At 47.0% G+C, this 19,475-nt stretch carries 26 protein-coding genes; 18 read left to right on the top strand and 8 right to left on the bottom strand.

Annotation, left to right across the window (positions count from 1 at the left end; genetic code table 11):
- Positions 1–47: 47 nt before the first annotated feature.
- From HPC38_RS05280 to HPC38_RS05265, 4 genes are read left to right on the top strand one after another with little or no spacing between them, the layout of a single operon-like run.
- On the top strand, positions 48–938 hold the full coding sequence (locus tag HPC38_RS05280) for a metal ABC transporter substrate-binding protein (RefSeq protein ID WP_208120247.1): 891 nt from the start codon (positions 48–50) through the stop codon (positions 936–938).
- Positions 939–1,823, top strand: a complete 885-nt coding sequence (locus HPC38_RS05275; protein WP_208120246.1) for an ATP-binding cassette domain-containing protein — start codon at positions 939–941, stop codon at positions 1,821–1,823.
- A 2-nt stretch (positions 1,824–1,825) separates the two neighbouring features.
- The gene (locus HPC38_RS05270; protein ID WP_208120245.1) at positions 1,826–2,677 is read left to right on the top strand and encodes a metal ABC transporter permease; all 852 of its coding nucleotides are present in this window, start codon (positions 1,826–1,828) and stop codon (positions 2,675–2,677) included.
- Positions 2,670–3,536: a metal ABC transporter permease gene (locus HPC38_RS05265; protein ID WP_208120244.1), complete on the top strand. Its 867-nt coding sequence runs from the start codon at positions 2,670–2,672 to the stop codon at positions 3,534–3,536. The genes HPC38_RS05270 and HPC38_RS05265 overlap by 8 nt, the downstream gene beginning before the upstream one ends.
- Here the strand turns inward: HPC38_RS05265 and HPC38_RS05260 are convergent.
- A complete protein-coding gene (locus tag HPC38_RS05260) occupies positions 3,523–3,795 on the bottom strand; it encodes an acylphosphatase (RefSeq protein WP_208120409.1) in 273 nt (90 codons plus the stop codon). The two genes, HPC38_RS05265 and HPC38_RS05260, sit on opposite strands and share 14 nt — an antisense overlap.
- Before the next feature lie 128 nt (positions 3,796–3,923).
- Between HPC38_RS05260 and HPC38_RS05255 the strand changes: the two genes are divergently transcribed.
- From HPC38_RS05255 to yccS, 4 genes are read left to right on the top strand one after another with little or no spacing between them, the layout of a single operon-like run.
- Entirely contained in the window at positions 3,924–4,583 is a 660-nt protein-coding gene (locus HPC38_RS05255; RefSeq protein ID WP_208120243.1) for a curli polymerization inhibitor CsgI-related protein, read from the top strand.
- A 56-nt stretch (positions 4,584–4,639) separates the two neighbouring features.
- The gene (locus HPC38_RS05250; RefSeq protein ID WP_208120242.1) at positions 4,640–5,101 is read left to right on the top strand and encodes a methylglyoxal synthase; all 462 of its coding nucleotides are present in this window, start codon (positions 4,640–4,642) and stop codon (positions 5,099–5,101) included.
- Between the two features lie 10 nt (positions 5,102–5,111).
- Complete coding sequence (locus tag HPC38_RS05245; RefSeq protein ID WP_208120241.1) at positions 5,112–5,561, top strand: YccF domain-containing protein; 450 nt, start codon at positions 5,112–5,114, stop codon at positions 5,559–5,561.
- 13 nt (positions 5,562–5,574) lie between these two features.
- Positions 5,575–7,731 (top strand): YccS family putative transporter, encoded by a 2,157-nt coding sequence (gene yccS / locus HPC38_RS05240; protein ID WP_208120240.1) that lies wholly within the window; start codon positions 5,575–5,577, stop codon positions 7,729–7,731.
- Here the strand turns inward: yccS and HPC38_RS05235 are convergent.
- Positions 7,728–8,276 (bottom strand): TorD/DmsD family molecular chaperone, encoded by a 549-nt coding sequence (locus HPC38_RS05235; RefSeq protein ID WP_208120239.1) that lies wholly within the window; start codon positions 8,274–8,276, stop codon positions 7,728–7,730. The genes yccS and HPC38_RS05235 overlap by 4 nt on opposite strands.
- An 80-nt stretch (positions 8,277–8,356) precedes the next feature.
- On the opposite strand from HPC38_RS05235, the gene nfo reads away from it, so the two are divergent.
- The 4 genes from nfo to HPC38_RS05215 all read left to right on the top strand — a co-directional run bounded on the left by nfo (position 8,357) and on the right by HPC38_RS05215 (position 10,631).
- A complete protein-coding gene (gene nfo / locus HPC38_RS05230) occupies positions 8,357–9,199 on the top strand; it encodes a deoxyribonuclease IV (protein WP_208120238.1) in 843 nt (280 codons plus the stop codon).
- Positions 9,200–9,282: 83 nt separating this feature from the next.
- On the top strand, positions 9,283–9,777 hold the full coding sequence (locus tag HPC38_RS05225) for an NlpC/P60 family protein (protein WP_208120237.1): 495 nt from the start codon (positions 9,283–9,285) through the stop codon (positions 9,775–9,777).
- Entirely contained in the window at positions 9,777–10,166 is a 390-nt protein-coding gene (gloA2, locus tag HPC38_RS05220; RefSeq protein ID WP_208120236.1) for an SMU1112c/YaeR family gloxylase I-like metalloprotein, read from the top strand. The genes HPC38_RS05225 and gloA2 overlap by 1 nt, the downstream gene beginning before the upstream one ends.
- Positions 10,167–10,259: 93 nt before the next feature.
- Positions 10,260–10,631, top strand: a complete 372-nt coding sequence (locus HPC38_RS05215) for a DUF2628 domain-containing protein (RefSeq protein WP_208120235.1) — start codon at positions 10,260–10,262, stop codon at positions 10,629–10,631.
- A 29-nt stretch (positions 10,632–10,660) separates the two neighbouring features.
- On the opposite strand, the gene ycfP is transcribed toward HPC38_RS05215, so the two are convergent.
- Together ycfP and HPC38_RS05205 are read right to left on the bottom strand one after the other, a co-directional pair.
- The gene (ycfP, locus tag HPC38_RS05210) at positions 10,661–11,206 is read right to left on the bottom strand and encodes an alpha/beta hydrolase YcfP (protein ID WP_208120234.1); all 546 of its coding nucleotides are present in this window, start codon (positions 11,204–11,206) and stop codon (positions 10,661–10,663) included.
- A 74-nt stretch (positions 11,207–11,280) separates the two neighbouring features.
- Positions 11,281–12,183: an ATP-grasp domain-containing protein gene (locus HPC38_RS05205; protein ID WP_208120233.1), complete on the bottom strand. Its 903-nt coding sequence runs from the start codon at positions 12,181–12,183 to the stop codon at positions 11,281–11,283.
- Positions 12,184–12,311: 128 nt separating this feature from the next.
- On the opposite strand from HPC38_RS05205, the gene HPC38_RS05200 reads away from it, so the two are divergent.
- The gene (locus HPC38_RS05200; protein ID WP_208120232.1) at positions 12,312–12,575 is read left to right on the top strand and encodes a GrxA family glutaredoxin; all 264 of its coding nucleotides are present in this window, start codon (positions 12,312–12,314) and stop codon (positions 12,573–12,575) included.
- A 57-nt stretch (positions 12,576–12,632) separates the two neighbouring features.
- Positions 12,633–12,971, top strand: a complete 339-nt coding sequence (locus HPC38_RS05195; protein WP_208120231.1) for a zinc ribbon domain-containing protein YjdM — start codon at positions 12,633–12,635, stop codon at positions 12,969–12,971.
- Between the two features lie 24 nt (positions 12,972–12,995).
- On the opposite strand, the gene rimI is transcribed toward HPC38_RS05195, so the two are convergent.
- Both rimI and HPC38_RS05185 read right to left on the bottom strand, forming a co-directional pair.
- A complete protein-coding gene (gene rimI / locus HPC38_RS05190; protein WP_208120230.1) occupies positions 12,996–13,436 on the bottom strand; it encodes a ribosomal protein S18-alanine N-acetyltransferase in 441 nt (146 codons plus the stop codon).
- The gene (locus HPC38_RS05185) at positions 13,426–13,851 is read right to left on the bottom strand and encodes a DNA polymerase III subunit psi (protein ID WP_208120229.1); all 426 of its coding nucleotides are present in this window, start codon (positions 13,849–13,851) and stop codon (positions 13,426–13,428) included. The genes rimI and HPC38_RS05185 overlap by 11 nt, the downstream gene beginning before the upstream one ends.
- A 77-nt stretch (positions 13,852–13,928) precedes the next feature.
- On the opposite strand from HPC38_RS05185, the gene rsmC reads away from it, so the two are divergent.
- From rsmC to HPC38_RS05165, 4 genes are read left to right on the top strand one after another with little or no spacing between them, the layout of a single operon-like run.
- Positions 13,929–14,927: a 16S rRNA (guanine(1207)-N(2))-methyltransferase RsmC gene (gene rsmC, locus HPC38_RS05180; protein ID WP_208120228.1), complete on the top strand. Its 999-nt coding sequence runs from the start codon at positions 13,929–13,931 to the stop codon at positions 14,925–14,927.
- Between the two features lie 46 nt (positions 14,928–14,973).
- On the top strand, positions 14,974–15,624 hold the full coding sequence (gene udk, locus HPC38_RS05175) for a uridine kinase (RefSeq protein WP_208120227.1): 651 nt from the start codon (positions 14,974–14,976) through the stop codon (positions 15,622–15,624).
- A gap of 11 nt (positions 15,625–15,635) precedes the next feature.
- Positions 15,636–16,223, top strand: coding sequence for a dCTP deaminase (gene dcd / locus HPC38_RS05170; protein WP_208120226.1), 588 nt, complete (start codon positions 15,636–15,638; stop codon positions 16,221–16,223).
- Positions 16,220–17,506: a hypothetical protein gene (locus HPC38_RS05165; RefSeq protein ID WP_208120225.1), complete on the top strand. Its 1,287-nt coding sequence runs from the start codon at positions 16,220–16,222 to the stop codon at positions 17,504–17,506. Before dcd ends, HPC38_RS05165 begins: the two co-directional genes overlap by 4 nt.
- Before the next feature lie 36 nt (positions 17,507–17,542).
- Here the strand turns inward: HPC38_RS05165 and dctM are convergent, their stop codons facing one another.
- Together dctM and HPC38_RS05155 are read right to left on the bottom strand one after the other, a co-directional pair.
- Positions 17,543–18,826 carry a C4-dicarboxylate TRAP transporter large permease protein DctM gene (gene dctM, locus HPC38_RS05160; RefSeq protein WP_208120224.1) on the bottom strand — a complete coding sequence of 428 codons (1,284 nt, stop codon included), beginning with the start codon at positions 18,824–18,826 and terminating at the stop codon, positions 17,543–17,545.
- A gap of 9 nt (positions 18,827–18,835) precedes the next feature.
- Positions 18,836–19,459 carry a TRAP transporter small permease gene (locus HPC38_RS05155; RefSeq protein ID WP_208120223.1) on the bottom strand — a complete coding sequence of 208 codons (624 nt, stop codon included), beginning with the start codon at positions 19,457–19,459 and terminating at the stop codon, positions 18,836–18,838.
- Between the last annotated feature and the right edge of the window lie 16 nt (positions 19,460–19,475).

The following is a 19,475-nucleotide window of genomic DNA, read 5'->3' as shown; positions in this document are numbered from 1 at the left end:
GTTATGATAGCGCCCATGACCAATAACCACACAAAAAAGGAGCTATTATGCAACTGAAAAAAGCCATCTTGTTGGCGTCTGCCTTAACCTTGACCTTGACCGCACTTTCTGTGCACGCTAAGGAATTGAAAGTGCTCACCACGTTTACCATTATCCAAGATATTGCGCAAAACGTTGCGGGCGATAAAGCCACGGTGGAGTCCATCACCAAACCAGGTGCGGAAATTCACGATTATCAGCCAACGCCAAAAGATATTGTTAAAGCGCAATCAGCTGATTTGGTGTTGTATAATGGCATGAACCTTGAGCGTTGGTTTGAACGCTTTTTATCAAATGTAAAAAATGTACCATCGGTGGTGGTGACAGAGGGCATTGAGCCAATGTCGATTTACGAAGGCCCATACACTGGTAAACCAAATCCACATGCGTGGATGTCCACCAAAAACGCGCTGGTGTATATTGACAACATTGAAAAAGCCTTGAGCAAATATGATCCTGCGAATGCTGAGACTTATCACAAAAATGCGCAAGCCTACGCAGAAAAAGTGAAAGCGATGGATGCGCCATTGCGTGAAAAACTCGAAAAAGTGCCAGCGGATAAACGCTATTTAGTCACCAGCGAAGGCGCATTTAGCTATTTGGCGAAAGATTATGGCTTCAATGAGCTTTATCTGTGGCCAATCAATGCTGATGAAGAAGGCACGCCGCAACAAGTGCGTCATTTAATTGAGCAAGTGCGTGCCAAACACATTCCAGTGGTGTTCAGCGAAAGTACTGTGTCTGACAAGCCAGCCAAACAAGTGGCAAAAGAAAGCGGCGCGAAATACGGCGGCGTGTTGTATGTGGATTCTCTTTCCACCAAAGACGGCCCGGTGCCAACGTATTTAGACTTGTTAAACACCACCGTGTCAACGATTGTGAAAGGATTTGAAAAATAAATGGGGCAAGTCACGCCAAGTATTGTTGTAGATAATTTATCGGTTCGCTACAACAATGGGCATACCGCACTTTATGATGTGTCATTCACCCTCGGCGCAGGCACCACCTGCGCCTTGGTGGGTGTGAATGGCAGCGGAAAATCAACACTCTTTAAAAGCATTATGGGGCTGGTCAAACCGTTGACCGGCTCGGTGCGCTTGTGCGATATGTCAGTGAAAACGGCGCTGAAGCAAAATTTCGTCTCTTACGTGCCGCAAACCGAAGAGGTTGACTGGCAATTTCCAGTGTCTGTCTATGACGTGGTGATGATGGGGCGCTATGGCTATATGGGCTTTTTGCGTCGCCCTCAAGCCAGAGATAAAGAAAAAGTTGAGCAAGCGATGGCGCGGGTGGATATTAGTCACCTGAAAGATCGCCAAATCGGTGAACTCTCTGGCGGACAGAAAAAGCGCGTGTTTTTGGCACGCGCACTGGCACAAGAAAGCCGCATCATTTTGCTTGATGAACCCTTTACGGGCGTAGATGTGAAAACAGAAAATGCGATCATTGATCTGCTTGGTGCGCTGCGTGATGAGGGGCATTTGATTTTGGTTTCCACACATAATCTAGGCAGCGTACCGCACTTTTGTGATCAGGTTGTGATGATCAACCGCACTTTAATTGCCAAAGGTGACACCGAAAGTACGTTCACTCAGCGCAATTTGGAACGCGCCTTTGGTGGGGTGTTGCGCCACTTAACACTTGCAGGCGCTGATTTGCATGATGATGAAGATAAGCGGGCCTTGACGGTATTAACCGACGACGAGCACGCGTTAGTGTTCTACGGCGAAGATGGCAAAGAACTGCCACCAAAATCACCTAAAGTGCGGTCAAAAGGCAAATAGTTATGTTCGATCTTCTGCTTGAGCCGTTTCATTATGAATATATGACCAAAGCCATTGTGGTCAGTAGCCTCGTGGGCGGCGTGTGCGCGTTTTTGTCGTGCTATTTAATGCTCAAAGGCTGGTCGCTAATTGGGGATGCACTTTCCCATGCCGTGGTGCCAGGGGTGGCGATTGCGTATGCCCTTGCACTACCTTATGCGATTGGCGCATTTATCTCTGGGCTATTGGCGGCACTGGCGATCTTATGGGTTAAAGCCATTACCAAATTGCGTGAAGACGCCATCATCGGCTTTATATTTTCCACATTTTTTGCGCTTGGGTTGTTTATCGTATCGCTTAATCCTACATCTGTGAACGTACAATCGATTGTGCTGGGCAATATTTTAGGCATTGATGACAACGACATTATCCAAGTAGGCATCATTATTGCCATAAGTTTGCTGTTTTTAGTGTTATTTTGGAAAGACTTACTACTGGTGTTTTTTGATGAAAGCCATGCAGTGTCGGTAGGGATTTCCCCGATTCGTTTAAAAGTGCTGTTTTTCACGCTGCTTAGTGCCTGCGTGGTGGCGGCGTTGCAAACGGTCGGTGCCATTTTGGTGATCGCGATGGTCATCACCCCAGGTGCTACCGCCTATTTATTGACTGACCGCTTTCCGCGCTTGATTGCCATTGCCATCACCTTGGGTGTGAGCACAAGTGCGGTCGGGGCGTATGCCAGCTATTTTTTCAACGGCGCTACAGGTGGCTTGATTGTGTTTTTACAAACGTGTCTATTCTTATTGGCGTTTTTGTTCTCACCAAAATATGGTCTGGTTACGCAACGCAGAATAAAGGTAAAAGCTCATGTTTGATGCGATCGTCAATTGGTTTTATGAACCGCTGTCTTTTCCATTTATGCAGCAAGCGCTTGTGACCGCACTTTTAGTGGCCTTTGTCTGCGCGCTGTTGTCGTGCTATTTGGTGCTGAAAGGCTGGTCGCTGATGGGGGATGCTATCTCGCACGCGGTGTTGCCTGGCATTGTGTTGGCGTTCGTGCTTGGCTTGCCATTGGCGCTCGGTGCGTTTGTCTCTGGCATTTTGTGTGCCGTGTTCACAGGTTACCTCAAGCACAATTCACGCTTGAAAGAAGATACCGTGATGGGCATTGTATTTTCAGGTATGTTTGCTTTTGGCTTGATTTTGTTTGTGAAAGTCGAAACCGATCAACACTTGCTGCACATCTTATTTGGTAATTTGCTGGGTGTGCCGAAAGCAGAATTTATCTTAATTCTAGTGATTTCCTTGTTCACCAGTGCGGTGATTTTGAGTAAGCGGAAAGACTTCTTGCTGTATTGTTTTGACCCCATTCAAGCAAAAATTGTGGGCTTGCCCGTTAAGCTGCTGCATTATGCACTGCTTACACTGTTGGCGCTAACCATTATTGCCGCCATGCAAGTGGTAGGGGTGATTTTGGTGGTGGCCTTGCTGATTGCCCCTGGGATCACGGCCTTTAGCCTGACTAAACGCTTTGATTATATGCTCATAATCGCCATTTGTGTATCGATATTCTCAACCTTGATTGGGACATTGCTTAGCTATCATCTTGATGCCGCAACGGGGCCGACTATCGTGTTAGTGCAATCTCTACTGTTCGTGACCGCACTTTGCATTCGCGCACTGAAAAGCAAGACACAACAGCGCACATTAAGCGCGCAGGCTAAGTTATCTTAAATTCGGTGTAAGAAAATGCGCCTTCAAAGGGCTGTGCGAGCACCTTATCCACGCGGGCTGAACGCGGTCCGCCATCTTCAAGCCACGTTTTGAGCGCATCAATTTGCGCGTTTTCACCGCGAGCGATAATTAACACACTGCCATCGTGGAGATTGCGCACCGTGCCGAGCAAGCCTAACTGAGTGGCTTTTTGCCAAGTAAAATAACGAAATCCAACCCCTTGCACTCGCCCAAAAACGGTAAATTGTGTGGTTAATATCATATTTTCTCCTAATTTTTGCTGATTTCTATTTAATTTTATAATGATTTAGCATAGGATAGTCAAAGGTTTATCGGCTTGAATTCTTCGTTCAAGGCGTTTAATTTGTTAATCATTGAGGAAACATTATGAAATTAACCCGATTAGCGTTAGCAGTGGTTGCCCTTGCTACAGGTGTAAGTGCGGTTGCAGCAGACATTAGTACATCATCTAACGTCACCTTGCTGGCATTTGATGGGCAAAAAATCAGCAAAGGTCTTTTCCAAAAAGATAAAAGTGTAAATGCGTCTGACAACGCTGTGCACCAAGCGGTAGTGAAAGTAGAAGAGATTGTGCGTGTCGGTTCAGACCGCCGTTTATATGAATCCTCTCCAATTGTGGTTAAATTCAAAACCAGCGGTGAAAATGTCGTGATCAAGGCTGACAGTTTGGGCACAGACGATGCGGCTAACCGCTTTGATCGTGATCCAAAAGTCAATGTGGTGAGCCAATCTGGCCAAACGTTAGCAAGTGAACAAGAGCTACTTGATCAAGAAGGCCTGTTCCCAAGCCGTAATTTGCAAGAAAATTTAAGCGCCTACAACAGCAGCAATAAAAAAGCCTCTGTGGCAGGTTTTGCAACCGCCAATATGCCAGTGATGGCGGGGATGTCAGGCGTTGGCAAAGCGCAGAAAGGCAAAGTGACAGTACAAGGCGAAAACGTGGCTGAACAACAGTTGCAATACTGGTTCCAACAAGCGGATAAAGAAACCCAAAAACGTTTTTTGAACTGGGCAAAAAAACACTAATTTAACAATTCGTTGAAAAAAGTGAGCGCCCGCTCGCTTTTTTTATGGGGGTGGAAATGAATCGCATTCAACGCACATTGCAAGCACGCAAAAATATCGCACTGGTGGCGCATGATCACTGCAAAAGTTTGTTGGTGCAGTGGTGTTTAACGCACAAAGGTGCGCTGGCTCACCACAACTTGTGGGGCACTGGCACCACAGGGCGGCTGATTACAGAAAAAACTGGCCTTGAGGTGACCGCACTTTTAAGTGGACCGATGGGAGGGGACCAGCAGCTGGGCGCCAAAATCGCTGAAGGGGAGATTGATTTATTGATCTTTTTTTGGGATCCACTCAACGCAGTGCCACATGATCCTGATGTAAAAGCGCTATTGCGTATTTCCACTGTATGGAACATCCCTGTCGCGACTAATGCCGCAACGGCAGATTTTCTTATTTCCTCACCGCACTTTAGTCAAGCGTTGGAAATTGATATTCCTGATTACGCCGGCTACATCGCCGAGCGCACTAAAGCATAAGGAGTGTGCGATGAATTTGTTGCTTAATATTTTTAATTTTGTTTTTTTTGGTTTCGGCACGGTGATCGGTTGGCTGTTTGCCACCGTGTTGAGCGTGTGTTTAGTTATCACGATACCCTACACCCGCAGCTGTTGGGAAATCACCAAAATGGCTTTTGTTCCCTTTGGGCATCAAGTGGTGCATGTGAAATATTTAGAACCTACCAGTACGATTGGCAACGGCATTGGTGGTGTGTTGAATATCGTTTGGTTTATCGTGTTTGGCTGGTGGTTGTGCTTAATGCACATTTTCACGGGCATTGCGCAGTGTTTGACTATTATTGGTATTCCCAGTGGCATCGCGCACTTTAAATTGGCCAGCATAGCGCTCTTCCCTGTGGGCATGCGTGTGGTTGATAGCCAAGTGGCTGACAATATCAAGCTACAACAAGCGCGCGATCAATTCAGTGATCGCAACTAATGTAGGAGGTGGTGTGAGAAAATTGGGCTGGCTGAATAACAAAACTATCTCTGTTATTCCAGTATTCATTGCGTTAAATATCGCCTCGATTTTTATCTACTGGTTTGATATTTCAACTGGTGCAATGCCTTTTGTGCTCGGCATTATCGCTGCCGCTTTGGTAGATTTAGACCATAATCTCACAGGTAAACTGCAAAACATTATCATTACACTACTTGCATTTACTTTATGCACCTTTGGCGCACAGTATGCACTGAGTGATCCTTTACTGTATTCTATGATGATCACGCCATTTACTTTTATGTTGGTGATGATGGGCGCATTTGGTCAGCGCTATAGCACGATTGCTTTTGGCACGCTGGCTGTGGCACTTTATACCGCCTTGACCTATTTGCCTGAAACGCCGTGGTATCTCAATCCTTTTATGATCATCACAGGCACTTTGCTTTACAGTTTGGTGAGCATCATTGTTTATTTGTTTTTCCCTCGTTATAAAGTCGATGAAAGCTTGGCGAATGCGTTTTTAGCACTGGCCGACTACCTTGATGGTAAAGCCAACTTTTTTGACCCCGATAACCCAGATGATATTGAAACATTGCAGCTTGAGCTTGCACGCCTTAATGGCAAGGTAATTGTTGCCTTTAGCCTTTGCCAGCAATCATTATTTGTGCGTCTTGGGCGTCAGCATACGCAAAGTAAAACAGCCAAGCTTATCCGTTATTATTATGCTGCACAGGACATTTTAGAGCGCGCCAGTTCATCGCATTTTGATTACGCTAAATTGGTCAGTGATTTGCAAAATAATGCGTTATTATTCCGTATTCAGCGCATGATTGAGTTGCAAGCCGACGCATGTCGTAACATTGCCAATGCGATTTTGCGACAATCACAATATATCCCTAAAGTGCGGTTAGAGCGCGCTGAAGTAGGGCTAAAACAGTCATTTACGCTGTTTGAACAACAAAACCCGAAAAATGCCCAATTAAATAATCTAGCCACCGTCATGGATAATCTGAGTTCCATTCAATGGCAAATTCTTTTTTTGGGCAGAAATGATGGGCAAATTCAAGATAGTTACAGCCATGTCATCAATGTGGATAAAATTCGCGGCCTGCGTGAAATGTGGGTGGCGCTGAAAAATAATCTGACGTTTGAATCTCAGCTTTTTCGTCATGCAGTTAGGCTTTCCATCGTGGTGCTTGCGTGTAGTCTAATTGTGGTGAATATCGATCTTGAGCGGGGATACTGGATTTTGCTCACAGCCGTGTTTGTTTGCCAGCCAAACTATTCCGCTACCCAAAAACGTCTACGCGAGCGCATTATCGGCACTCTTGCAGGCGTGTTGATAGGTTCACTTATCCCGTTTTTTACCGCCACCTTGGCCGCCAAATTGGGGCTGCTGGTAGCCAGCAGCACGCTGTTTTTCTTCTTTAAAAACAATAATTATAGTTTCTCAACCTGTTTTATCACCATTCAAGTGCTGATCAGTTTCGATATCAGTGGCTTTGATATTTATGCTGCGATGTGGCCGCGCATGATCGATACTGTGGTCGGTGCAATTATCGCTGGCATTGCGGTGTCGTATTTATGGCCGGATTGGAAATACATGAAAATTGGCCGTTTGATTGGCTTGAGCATCAAAAACAACGCGCGCTATTTGCTCTATGTGATGACACAATTGCTCTTTGGCGAGCAAAATCATGTGAATTATCGCAGCGTGCGCTTGGCAGCGAACAAAAGTGCGGCGGAGTTGAGCACCGTGATTGCGGATATGAACAGCGAGCCGCAAAAATATAAACTTTATTTGCAAAACGGCTTTCAAATTTTGAAAGAAAACTATGGACTGCTTGGCTATATTTCTTCTTTGGGAGCACTGCGTTTTACCATGAGCCAACGCGGAGATGATAAATACTTTTTGCTTGATCTTTACCCTGCATCACGCCAGCTAATTGACTTGCTTGAGCAAATTCAACAGCTTAATGAAGCCCAGCTACAAGCCAAAATAGAGGGCATTCAGGCACGCTTAGCGCACACGCTAGAAAGTGAAGACACTAACAAAGCCGTGCAACAAGATAAAGTGATCAGCCAACAGTTGCTGATGATCTCAAACTTAATTGTGCCGCTTAAACGCAGTATTGCGTGTCAAGCTAAACTCGAAAGTGCGGTTTAAACCGCACTTTCACTTTCTTCTTCTAGCTCGTCTGACATCGCCGATAAACTATCACGACACAGCCGCGCTAAGGCTTGGTAATAGCCTTGATCGTGCGCCTCCACTTGACCTAAAAATGGTTTCATGGTGGGCAGTAGGAAATCTGAAAAAAGCTGTTGTTGCGCTTGCAGGCTATCCACATGATCTTCCAGCCACGAGGCGCTGAGCAGTAAATGAGCGATGTGATCAGGATCGGCGATATCGGGCAGTCCACGCACTTGACGGAATTGAATAAATTCAGGCAATGTGTCGTTATAATCACTGATCTTGCAAGAAACAACACCATTTTCGCCAAATAAGTGTTCGTAGGCACGTTGCATTTTTGCACGGTCTATTTGGCTTAATAAGGTTAGCGCTTGCTCACTTTGCGCATCAAGTGTTAATGCCCAAAGTGCGGTCAGTTGCCCATGATTAAGCCAATCGATAACCCCGGAGAGCACTTCGTCTTGTGGTGCGCGATAAAACAAATTGCCAAATAGGCGAGTTAGCATGGAAAAATCATTCATTGCAATAGAATTCCTTGTGTTGGTCAGCGGCTTAGTTTTTGATAGTATCACAACTTTATATGGGCAGGTAAGGACATCCTATGAAATATATTGGCGCACATGTCAGTGCGGCAGGCGGTGTGGAAAATGCCGTGACTAATGCACAAACGATTGGTGCGAATGCGTTTGCGTTATTTACCAAAAATCAGCGTCAATGGGTGGCAAAACCGTTAAGTGAGCAAAGCATTAACGCGTTCAAAGTGCGGTTGGCCAACGCCAACATCAGCCCACAGCACGTGCTGCCCCACGATAGTTATTTGATTAATTTAGGGCATCCAGATGATGTGGCACTGGAAAAATCCCGCCAGGCGTTTTTAGATGAAATGCAGCGCTGCCAGCAATTGGGCTTAAGCCTGCTCAACTTTCACCCTGGCAGCCATTTGCGTCAAATCAGTGAACAAGCCTGTCTGCGCAAGGTTGCCGACTCGATCAACTGGGCGCATGCACGCGTAGAGAATGTGGTGGCGGTGATTGAAAATACCGCAGGGCAAGGTTCGAATGTAGGTTGCCAGTTTGAACACTTGGCCGAGATTATTTCTCAGGTCGAGGATCAATCTCGTGTGGGCGTGTGTCTTGACACCTGCCACTTGTTCGCCAGCGGCTATGACATTTCAACGCCACAAGGCTGCCAACAGGTGTTTGATGAGTTCGATCGCATTGTCGGCTTTAAGTACCTGCGCGGGATGCACCTTAACGGCAGCAAAACGACGCTGGGCAGCCGTGTCGATCGCCATCACTGCTTGCAACAAGGACTATTGGGCTCAGCGGTGTTTGAGTTTATTATGAACCAACCGCACTTTGATGATATGCCGTTGATTTTAGAAACCATTGAGTCTGACAATTGGGCGGCAGAAATTGATTGGCTGCGCAGTTTGCAACAATAAAAGTGCAGTGTCGGCTGGCAACCATGGACGAAATACTATACAATAGCCAAATTCCGTAATCCAATTCAAAGAGATAAGCAATCATGTGGCAAAAATGGCTGACGCTTGCTTTTACTGTCGTGCTCGCAAGTGCGTGTACCAGTGTGCAACAGCAGGGCACGCAAAATGTACAATATCGCACCAATACCCCCGCGAACATGTCCGCCAAAGGCGATTTCATGGCGTTTTTGCAGTTGCAAAACTTTTATCGCAAATGGGACGGTGTTCGTTATCGTTTAGGCGGAAATAGCAAGCGAGGCATTGACTGTTCGGCGTTTGTTTCCCGTGCGTTTGCTAATGTGTTTGGCGTTTCCTTGCCGCGCACCACCTCCGAGCAGCGCTATGTCGGTAAACGTATTAACAAAGCGGACTTGCAACCTGGTGACCTGATCTTCTTCCGTCGCAACCGCCACGTTGGCATTTATATTGGTAACGGAGATTTTATTCATGCTAGCACTAGCGAAGGTGTTACCACTAGCTCCATTGAAAGTGGCTATTGGGCAAGAAACTATTCTCAAGCCCGTCGTGTGGTGAATTAATGGCATTGCTCTGTGGCGTGCACCACATCGCTATCATCGCCTCCAACTACGCGAAATCCAAAGCCTTTTACACTGAGATCCTAGGCGCGCGCATTATTCATGAAACCTACCGCGCCGAGCGCGACAGCTACAAGCTTGACCTAGCCTTGGCCGACGGCGTGCAAATCGAACTTTTCTCTTTCCCAAATCCACCCAAGCGACCAGATCAACCAGAAGCCTGTGGCTTGCGCCACCTTGCTTTCAAAGTTGACAATATCCAAAGTGCGGTCAGCTACCTCACCACTCAAGGTGTTGCCTGCGAGCCTATTCGCATCGATCCCATCACAGGCCGTGCCTACACCTTTTTCAAAGATCCTGACAATCTCCCATTAGAACTTTATCAGTTATAAAAAAGCACAAGAAGTGCTTGTGCTGTAAAATTAACCGACTTTAGTGTCAATATGTCAAGTCTTTTTTATTCTTTATCGTCTAAAGGGATCTTTATGAAACAATTTAAAATTTATGAGAATACGCTTACAGGTGAAATTGAAGCAGTGAAACAGGGTTGGTCATGGTCTGCCTTTATTTTTACTTGGATTTGGGCTTTTGTGAAAAAATTATGGCTAATAGGTGCTGGATTTTTAACGGCATCAATAATCATCAGTATCATATTACAATCAACCGAAAATGAGTCGTTATTATTGGTGATATTTATCGTCAATATAGCGTTATGGATCTTTATCGGGGTTAAAGGTAATGAATGGCGAGAAGCAAATTTGTTAGGGAAAGGTTTTACTCAACAGCAAATTATTATGGCCAATAATCCGACGTTAGCGATAGCACAGTATGTAAAAAATAAGGGCGAATTACATTAAAAAAAGTGCGGTTTAACCGCACTTTTTTTTTATTCTTCGCCTTTTTTAAATTTTGCGATGCGTTGTAGGTGTTGCGAGATTTTGGCGAATTTGTGGGTTTCGTGTTCGTCCCACACGATAGGGTAGTAGGGCGAGAGGGCCTCAAAAGTGCGGTTGGAGTCGAGCACGCCGTCGTGAGTAGAGAGAAAGACGATACAGTTGTGGCGGTTTTTCTCGCGAAATTGGCTCACGCATTTTGTTTTGATGTCTTCGTACTCTTCAGGGCGATCGATTTTGCCTTGCATATTTTCCTGCGGGTAGAGGTTGGGGTTGAACAGCGCTTGCTTGATGTTGCACAAAAAGCCGATGCGTTCAGCCCAGTAGCCACCTAAGCCTACGCCGCATATTAGTGGAGATTCATCTTGGCTTTCAGTGACTAATTTATGCACTTCGTTAAGCAAAAATTGCATATCGTGGCGCGGGTGGAGTGTGCTGTAATTGACAAAACGCACGTCAGGGTCAATGAATTTCAATTGCATGATTTTTTCATGATTGCCTGGGCTGCTAGAGTCAAATCCGTGAAGATAAATAATCATAGTGTCATCCTTTTTATTTTAACCTTACTCAATTTTCAGCTGCGCTGCAATGCGCGCAGATCAAAAGTGTGGGCTTAATCTATTTTTTGTGCTACGCGTTTTTCTAGTGCAACGATCATTTGCAGTGCAATGTCGATTTTGCTCACTTTTTCGATAGTTTCAAGCCCAGGGCTGGCATTGACTTCTAGCACCAATGGCCCGTTGGCGGAGCGAATCAAATCGACGCCAGCTACATCAAGACCGAGCACATTGGTCGCGCGTAGGGCAATGTCTCGCTCTTTGGCACTGAGTGCTATCTCGCAGGCTTGGCCACCACGGTGGGCATTGGCACGAAATTCGCCATCTTGTCCGCTGCGCTTCATGCTCGCGACAATGCGGTTGTCAATCACAAAACAGCGAAGATCCGCACCTTGTGCCTCACTGATGAAATCTTGCAACAATGTGGGAATGCCTGCGCCATTGAGGGTTTCTAAAATGCTGACCGCACTTTGCTTTTTTTCTGCCAACATCACGCCAATGCCTTGCGCGCCAGAAAGGGTTTTTAAAATAGTCGGGCTTTGGATGAAATCCAGTGCCAATTTGCCTTCAAACTCATTACCTGCGAGCAAGCTGTTGGGTACAGGGATGTTGTGTTGTTGTAACATCAGTAGGCTGTGCCATTTGTCACGCGCATTCAAAAAAGCCTGCGCGCTATTAAGGCAAGGCACACCTTGGGCTTGAAAATGGTTGAGCACCGCACAGCCCATTTTAGTACTACTAGCGCCAAAGCGTGGGATTACAGCATCGTAGTTTTCGAGTGGCAAGGCGGGATCTTTGTATTTGGCTTGATAATAAAAATGAACTTGCTCGCCTTCGATTTTTAGCGCAAAGCGATTTGGGTCTAAAATATCTAATTGATGGCCGCCACTTTCAGCCGCCTCCAGTAGGCGCTGACAGCTATAAAGGCGAGGCTCACGACAGAGCATTAATAATTTCATCTTTTTTGTTACATCGGTTTAGTTTAGCTGATATGTTACACCAATTACGGCAATGGGAAAAAACTTTTCGATTTTAAGCCAATTTCAGTTAAAATAAAGGAGTTTAAATCACTTTTTAAGGAGCTAGTATGTTTGTTGTTATTTTTGGTCGCCCAGGTTGTCCATATTGCGTGCGCGCAAAAGAATTGGCGGAAAAATTGGAAAAAAGCCAAGAGGATTTTAGCTATCGTTATATCGACATCATTGCTGAAGGCATCAGCAAAGCGGATTTATCCAAATCCGTTGGCAAACCCGTTGAAACCGTGCCACAAATCTTTGTTGACGAGCAACCCATCGGCGGCTGCACTGACTTTGAAGCCTTTGTGAAAGAAAAATTTGGTGTGGTGGCGTAACCGCACTTTTGTTTAGAAACGCACTGCGTTGGCAGTGCGTTTTTTTTAAGGAGTGATATGGAAAGTTTACCTAACTGCCCGCAGTGTCAGGGCGAATACGTTTACAGTGACGGCGTACATCTCGTTTGCCCAAGCTGCGGTTTTGAGTGGCACCCTGATGACGCGCCAGCCGATGACGACGCCTTGATCGTGAAAGACGCCAACGGCAATTTGCTCAGTGACGGCGACAGCGTGATTTTGGTTAAAGATCTCAAAGTCAAAGGCTCGTCGATGGTGCTGAAAAAGGGCAGCAAGGCGAAAAACATCCGCTTGGTGGACGGTGATCACAATGTGGATTGCAAAATCGACAGCGTGAGTATGATGTTGAAATCGGAATTTTTGAAAAAAGCCAACTAGGCTGCACTTTAAAAGTGCGGTTTTTTATAAATACGCCGCCATAATCACGGCATTTTCTCGTTTGCCATCGGCGGTGGGATAGTAGTTCTTGCGCAGGCTGACTTCATTAAAGCCGAGCTTGTCGTAAAGGTGCTGGGCGCGTTGGTTTGACTGGCGCACCTCAAGCCAAAGTGTGGCCACCCCTTGCGCGCGTAGGCTCTCCATCAACGCGCTTAACAATGCTTTGCCTAGGCCTTGGCGTTGATACTCTGGTGCGATGGCAAGGTTAAACAGGGTTGCCTCATCCAGCACCACTTGGCAGATGGCAAAGCCGGCGATGTGGCCTTGGTGGGTGATTTTTAAATTGCAATAATGCTCGCCTTGATTGTTGCACAGCGTGCCAAACGACCACGGCACGGCGTGGGCGGCGCATTCAATGGCATAAAGTGCGGTGAAATCGGCTTGCGTGACAGGGCTAATGGTCATTGGTTTGCTCTTCTAGCAGCGAGCTGGTTTGCAAGTCGTGCCACAGCGCACGCTTGGCCTGCGCGCTGGCTTTCAGCTGCGCCCAATCAGGCAAAGTGAGCTGGCTTGCCACACAGTGTGCGTTAAATGCGGGGGCAACGGCAGGGGTGCCGACAAACCAAAGTGAGAGCGGATGCTGGCAGGCGATGCGCGGCAATTGTTCAGGGGTGGCAACATGGCAATGTTCTGCGCGCAGATGCAACGCACGCAAAATATCTGCAAACAGCGGATGCGGCAGCTGAGGGTTCGGTTGAATAATCAGCAATTTCACCTGTGCACCGAGCTGCAACAAACTCGCCCCTTGAAAGACCTGTGGACGACGGATTTGCCAAGTGGTGATGCCCATTTGAGCCAAAAGTTGCTGCTGGCGTGACATATTGCCCCTTGAATGTAAGTTTTTGCAAGAATGCGCTATAATGGCGCCATTTTAGCGTATAACGAATAGGATTTGTAGTGTTAAGTGTTGAAAGCCAAGTGCTCACCCGTCACCGTGATTTGCTCGCGGGCAAATCGCTGCATTTTGCTGGTTTTGTGCGAGATGATTTTCCTTGTCAGCAAATTAGTCAAAGTGCGGTTTCACTCAGCAGTGTGTATTTTGACTATGTTCATCAAGCCAGCACATTGCCCAATGTGCATTTTGGATTGCCAGCGCAATGGCAGGCTGAGGTGTTGGTTTACTATTGGGGCAAAAATAAGCAAGAAGTGCGCTTTGAATTGACGCATTTGCTCAGCTTGGCTGATGTTGGCCAGCGCGTGCTGATTGTGGGGGAAAATCGCGCGGGCGTGCGCTCTGTGGAAAGTTTATTAGCCCCGTTCGGCGCTGTTCAAAAAATAGATTCCGCCCGCCGCTGTGGGCTTTATCATTTCACCCTTGAGCGCGTGCCAACGTTTTCGTTAGATGGTTATTGGCGTTGTTACACGCCAGCAAACCTTGCGGGGTTGCGCCTATTTAGCTTGCCTGGGGTGTTCAGCGCTGGTGAATTGGACGCGGGCACCGCACTTTTGCTCTCCACCTTGCAAAGTGCGGTCAAAGGGCGCGTGTTGGACGTGGGCTGCGGGGCGGGCGTGATTGGCGCGTATATTAAGCAGAAAAACCCCGCCATTGAATTGGTGCAAAGTGATATTCACGCCATGGCGATTGCCTCAAGCCAGCGTACCTTGGTAGAAAACGGCCTGCATGGCGAGGTGGTGGCCAGTGACGTGTTCTCGCATATTGAAGGCAAATTTAATTTAATCATCTCCAACCCACCGTTTCATGATGGGGTTGACACGGCGTATGCTGCCACCGAGCGGTTGATTGCGCAAAGCAAAGCCCATTTGTATTCAGGCGGTGAGTTGCGGCTGGTGGCTAATGCCTTTTTGCCGTACCCCGACATGCTCGCGCGTGCCTTTGGGCGAGTGGAAGTGCTGGCGCAAAGTAGTAAGTTCAAAGTCTATCGCGCTTTTGCCTAAGGGTGAAACTTGCTATAATTTGCAAAACGTGTTGCAGGAAACCATTATGACCGATTCAATTATGCCAAACAAACCTGTTATTATTGCCATTGCTGGCGCTTCGGCTTCGGGCAAAAGCCTGATTGCTTCCACCATTCATAAAGAGCTGTGTGAAGAATTTGGCGGTGATGACCAAATTGGCATTATCAGCGAAGATTCATACTATAAAGATCAAAGTCATCTCACCTTTGAGCAGCGCATTCAAACCAATTATGATCACCCAAGCTCAATGGATCATGACCTGCTAGTACACCATTTGCAGCAGCTTAAAGCTGGCCACGCCATTGAAGTGCCAGAATACGATTATGTGGAGCACACCCGTACCCACAAAACGCACACCTTCAAACCCAAACGCATTATTATCCTAGAGGGCATTTTGCTGCTGACCGACGAGCGCATTCGCAATGAAATTAGCACCTCAATTTTTGTTGATGCGCCGCTGGATATTTGCTTTATTCGCCGCTTGCAGCGCGATATGCAAGAGCGTGGGCGCTCGATGGAGTCGGTGGTGTCGCAATACCGCAAAACGGTGCGTCCGATGTTTTTACAATTTATCCAGCCGTCAAAACAGTTTGCCGATGTGATTGTGCCCCGCGGTGGCAAAAACCGCATTGCGATTAATATGCTTAAGGCACAAATTATGCAAATTTTAAAATAAAGGAGTGGGCGATGAGATTATGTGATCGTGATATTGAGACCTATTTAGACAACGGCACTATTCGTTTAGATCCGCGCCCAAACAACGATAAAATCAACGGCGCTACGGTGGATGTGCGCTTGGGGCATTCGTTTCGTGTGTTTCGCGAATATAGCGCGCCTTATATTGATTTAAGTGGGCCAAAAGAGGCGGTTTCTCGCCAGCTTGACAGCGTGATGAGCGATGAAATTATCCTGCAAGATGACGAGGCCTTTTTCCTTCACCCTGGCGTACTGGCATTGGCGACCACCTATGAATCAGTCACTTTGCCAGCCAATGTGATCGGCTGGTTGGACGGGCGCTCATCGCTCGCACGCTTAGGCTTGATGGTGCACGTCACTGCCCATCGGATTGACCCAGGCTGGTCGGGCAAAATTGTGCTGGAGTTTTATAACTCAGGCAAATTGCCACTGGCGCTGCGCCCGAAAATGGTGATCGGCGCACTCAGCTTTGAAATTTTAAGCGGCGAGGCCGCGCGGCCTTATAACCATCGTCCTAATGCGAAGTACAAAAATCAACAAAGTGCGGTCGCCAGCCGCATAGATGAGGACAAAGCGTGAGCCGTGCTAAGCTATATGCTGCGCTGGGTGTATTGGCGCTGGTGGGTGTTGGGTATTTAGGTTTTACTCAGCTGCAGCAGGCAAAAGTGCGGTTGGCTGAACGGTTGAACCAAGTGCCAAACTTAACCTTTGGTGAGCTGAGTTTGGGCGTGTGGCCATCACCCCAACTGCGCATAGATAATGTTCGCTATCAATTTGATGAGCACCAACTGCGCGCGAGCGAAGTGGCTCTGAGTATTGACTGGTGGCGACTGCTGACATTACAAGAAACGATAAGTGCGGTGTTGGTCAATAATGGGCAATGGTGGCAGCATGACGATGTGCAAGCGGAACAAATTCGCGTACATATTGAGGATATTGACCCGAAAAACTATGTCTTTGGCAAGGTGCAATTGCAAGGCTATTACGGCGAAAATCCAATTGCCATGAGTGGCTGGGTGCAGCGCTTTAACAATGGCGTAAAAATTCATCAAGGGGTGTTCCGCTTAAGTCGCGCCAGCTATCGTGAAACGCTCAAGTCATTTGCACTTGAGGCGCGTGAGCTCAGTGTGGCGTATCAACCGTCAGGGTTGCAGCTGTTTTTACAGCAAGGCGCACTCAACCAAATGACCATTGATAAAGCGGTAGTCAATGTGCTCTCTCATCAAGCAGGTGCACCGAGTCTTGAAGTGGCGCTTTATCAACAAGGCGGGAAACTGTTACTGCGTGAGCGCAGCGAAAATGCGCGTGTTATCAGTGAAATTGAGGGGGATAACCTTGCCCTTGCGCCATGGTTTACGTTTTTTGATCGCCCTGTGATTGTGCAGGGGCGCGCTGATGTCAACGGTAAAATTGAGCGCGCACAGCGTGCGCCTTTGCAAGGTGAAATGCAATTAACCGTACATAATGCAACGGCTAACAGTTTAAATTTACTGGATATTTTAGGTCAATATGTGCCTGTGAAATATTATGCCGCAGACAAGCTCAAAGAAAAACAGTTGCCGTTAGACACCTTGCGGGTGAACCTTGATTGGACGGGGGAGCAACTGTATTTTCGCCAGATGCAAGGGCAGAATGCGCTTTTGGCGCTCAATGGCGCTGGCAAGGTGAATTTAGACAACCATCAATGTTTGTTTGAATTGAAACTCAATCCAACACGCTCAGATATAACGCAGCTGAGTTTACCCCTTTCGCTGTTTGGGCAGTGTAACGCATTGCAATACAAAGTGCGGTTAGATAAAGCACTCAGCCAAGAGCTGAAAAACAAAGCCAAAGCTTGGCTTGAAAAACAAGAGCAAAAATAAAAAACCGCACTTTCAAAGTGCGGTTTTTTCAGTACGCTACATTGCGCCAATCCAGTTTGGCAGCGCCAGTGAGATGGCTGGAATATAGGTGATGGCAATCAAGAAGGTTAGCATTAACAGTAACCACGGCATGGCCGCCTTGATTACTTGTGGCAAGGTCAAACCTGTGATCGCAGAGGACACAAACAAGTTCAAGCCGACAGGCGGGGTGATCATACCAATTTCCATATTTACCACCATAATCACACCCAAGTGAATTGGGTCAATGCCCAATTGAGTGGCGATAGGGAAGAGGATAGGCACCAAAATCAAAATAATCGCGGACGGCTCCATAAAAGCCCCAGCCATTAGCAAGATGATGTTGACCACAATCAAGAACTGCCACGCTTGCAAATCCATTTCCACCACAAGGTTGGTCAGTTGCTGTGGAATTTGTTCGGTGGTAAGTACATGAGCAAAAAGCATAGCATTGGCGATGATAAACATCAGCATAATGCTCAGCTTGCCCGCATCAAGCAATACTTTTGGGCACTCACGCAGTTTGATATCTTTGTAAACAAACACCGCGACAAAGAAGGAATACACCGCCGCTACCGCCGCAGCTTCTGTTGGCGTGAAGGCGCCACTGTAAATGCCACCTAAGATAATCACCATCAGGATTAAGCCCCAGAGCGCTTTACGCGCTGCGGCGAACCATTCGCGGACGCTTGCGCGTGGCAACGCAGGCAGCTTTTTAATGCGTGCGACAAGGTAGATCCCAATCATAAGTGCGCCGCCAAGCAAAAGCCCTGGCACCACACCTGCCATAAATAAGCGCCCAACCGAAGACTCTGTTGCGGCGGCATAAACCACCATTACTACTGATGGTGGAATCAAAATGCCGAGTGTACCTGCGTTACACACAATTCCCGTACCAAATTCTTTTGGATAGCCTGAACGCACCATGCCAGCAATTGCAATGGAGCCTACCGCCGCCACAGTGGCAGGGCTGGAGCCAGACAGTGCGGCAAAAAGCATACACGAGAGCACGGAGGCGATGGCTAACCCACCACGAATATGGCCGACAGTGGCATTGGCAAAGTCAATTAATCGCCGCGCCACGCCACCTGTGGTCATAAATGCGCCTGCTAGCAAAAAGAATGGAATGGCAAGCAAGGTGTAGTGTTCGGAGGTTTCAAACAGTTTGATCGCAACAGAACTTAGCGTGTCTTGACTAAAAAAGATAATGGTCAAGGAGCCTGATAAACCCAAGGCGACAGCAATAGGTACGCCGATGAGCATTAAAATAAATAGACAAGCGAATAAAAATAAAATCGTCATAACCGCTCCTTAATGATGTTCTTCTTGCAATTTCACGGCGTCTTTGGCTTCATCGGCGAGACCAAGATCGTTTTGTTTACCTTGCAAAATGCGAACAAAAATTTCTAAAAAGCGTGCAAAAATCATGCCATAGCCGATTGGAATGATAAGCCCAATGTGCCATAGTTGAATGCCGAAATCGTGCAAATCATCGGCGCCGACATTGGCAATCAAAAGCGCTTTGACCCATTCATAGCTGGCGAAGGTAATTAAACCTGCATAGATCAAACACGCGGCACAAGCGATAATGCTGATTATGCGTTGTATGGGTGTTGAGAATTTTTTCACGATGGCATCCACGCCGATGTGCCCTGCAGTGCGAACACCATAAGACGCGCCGAAAAAGATCAACATGGCAAATAATAATTTAGTTAGTGCTACACTCCATGTCATTTCTTGTGCCACGGTGATACAAAAATCCCCTATGGGTAAAAAAACATTTTCCAGCGACGGGAATGCGTCAGCAAGATCATAAAATGGTGTGTAGAGATTGTTGAACATCACATAGCTGAACGTCACCAGCGTCATGGCCGCCAGTGAGGTTGCGATCATGAATTCTTCTAATTTTCCCCAAAAGTAATTAAACCACTGCATAACTATGCCTTCTCAA

The organism is Spirabiliibacterium pneumoniae, assembly GCF_014884995.1.
In the GTDB taxonomy this organism is placed as follows: domain Bacteria; phylum Pseudomonadota; class Gammaproteobacteria; order Enterobacterales; family Pasteurellaceae; genus Spirabiliibacterium; species Spirabiliibacterium pneumoniae.
The sequence above is the reverse complement of the archived record's forward strand: the minus strand, read 5'-3'. Positions and strand labels throughout refer to the sequence as shown.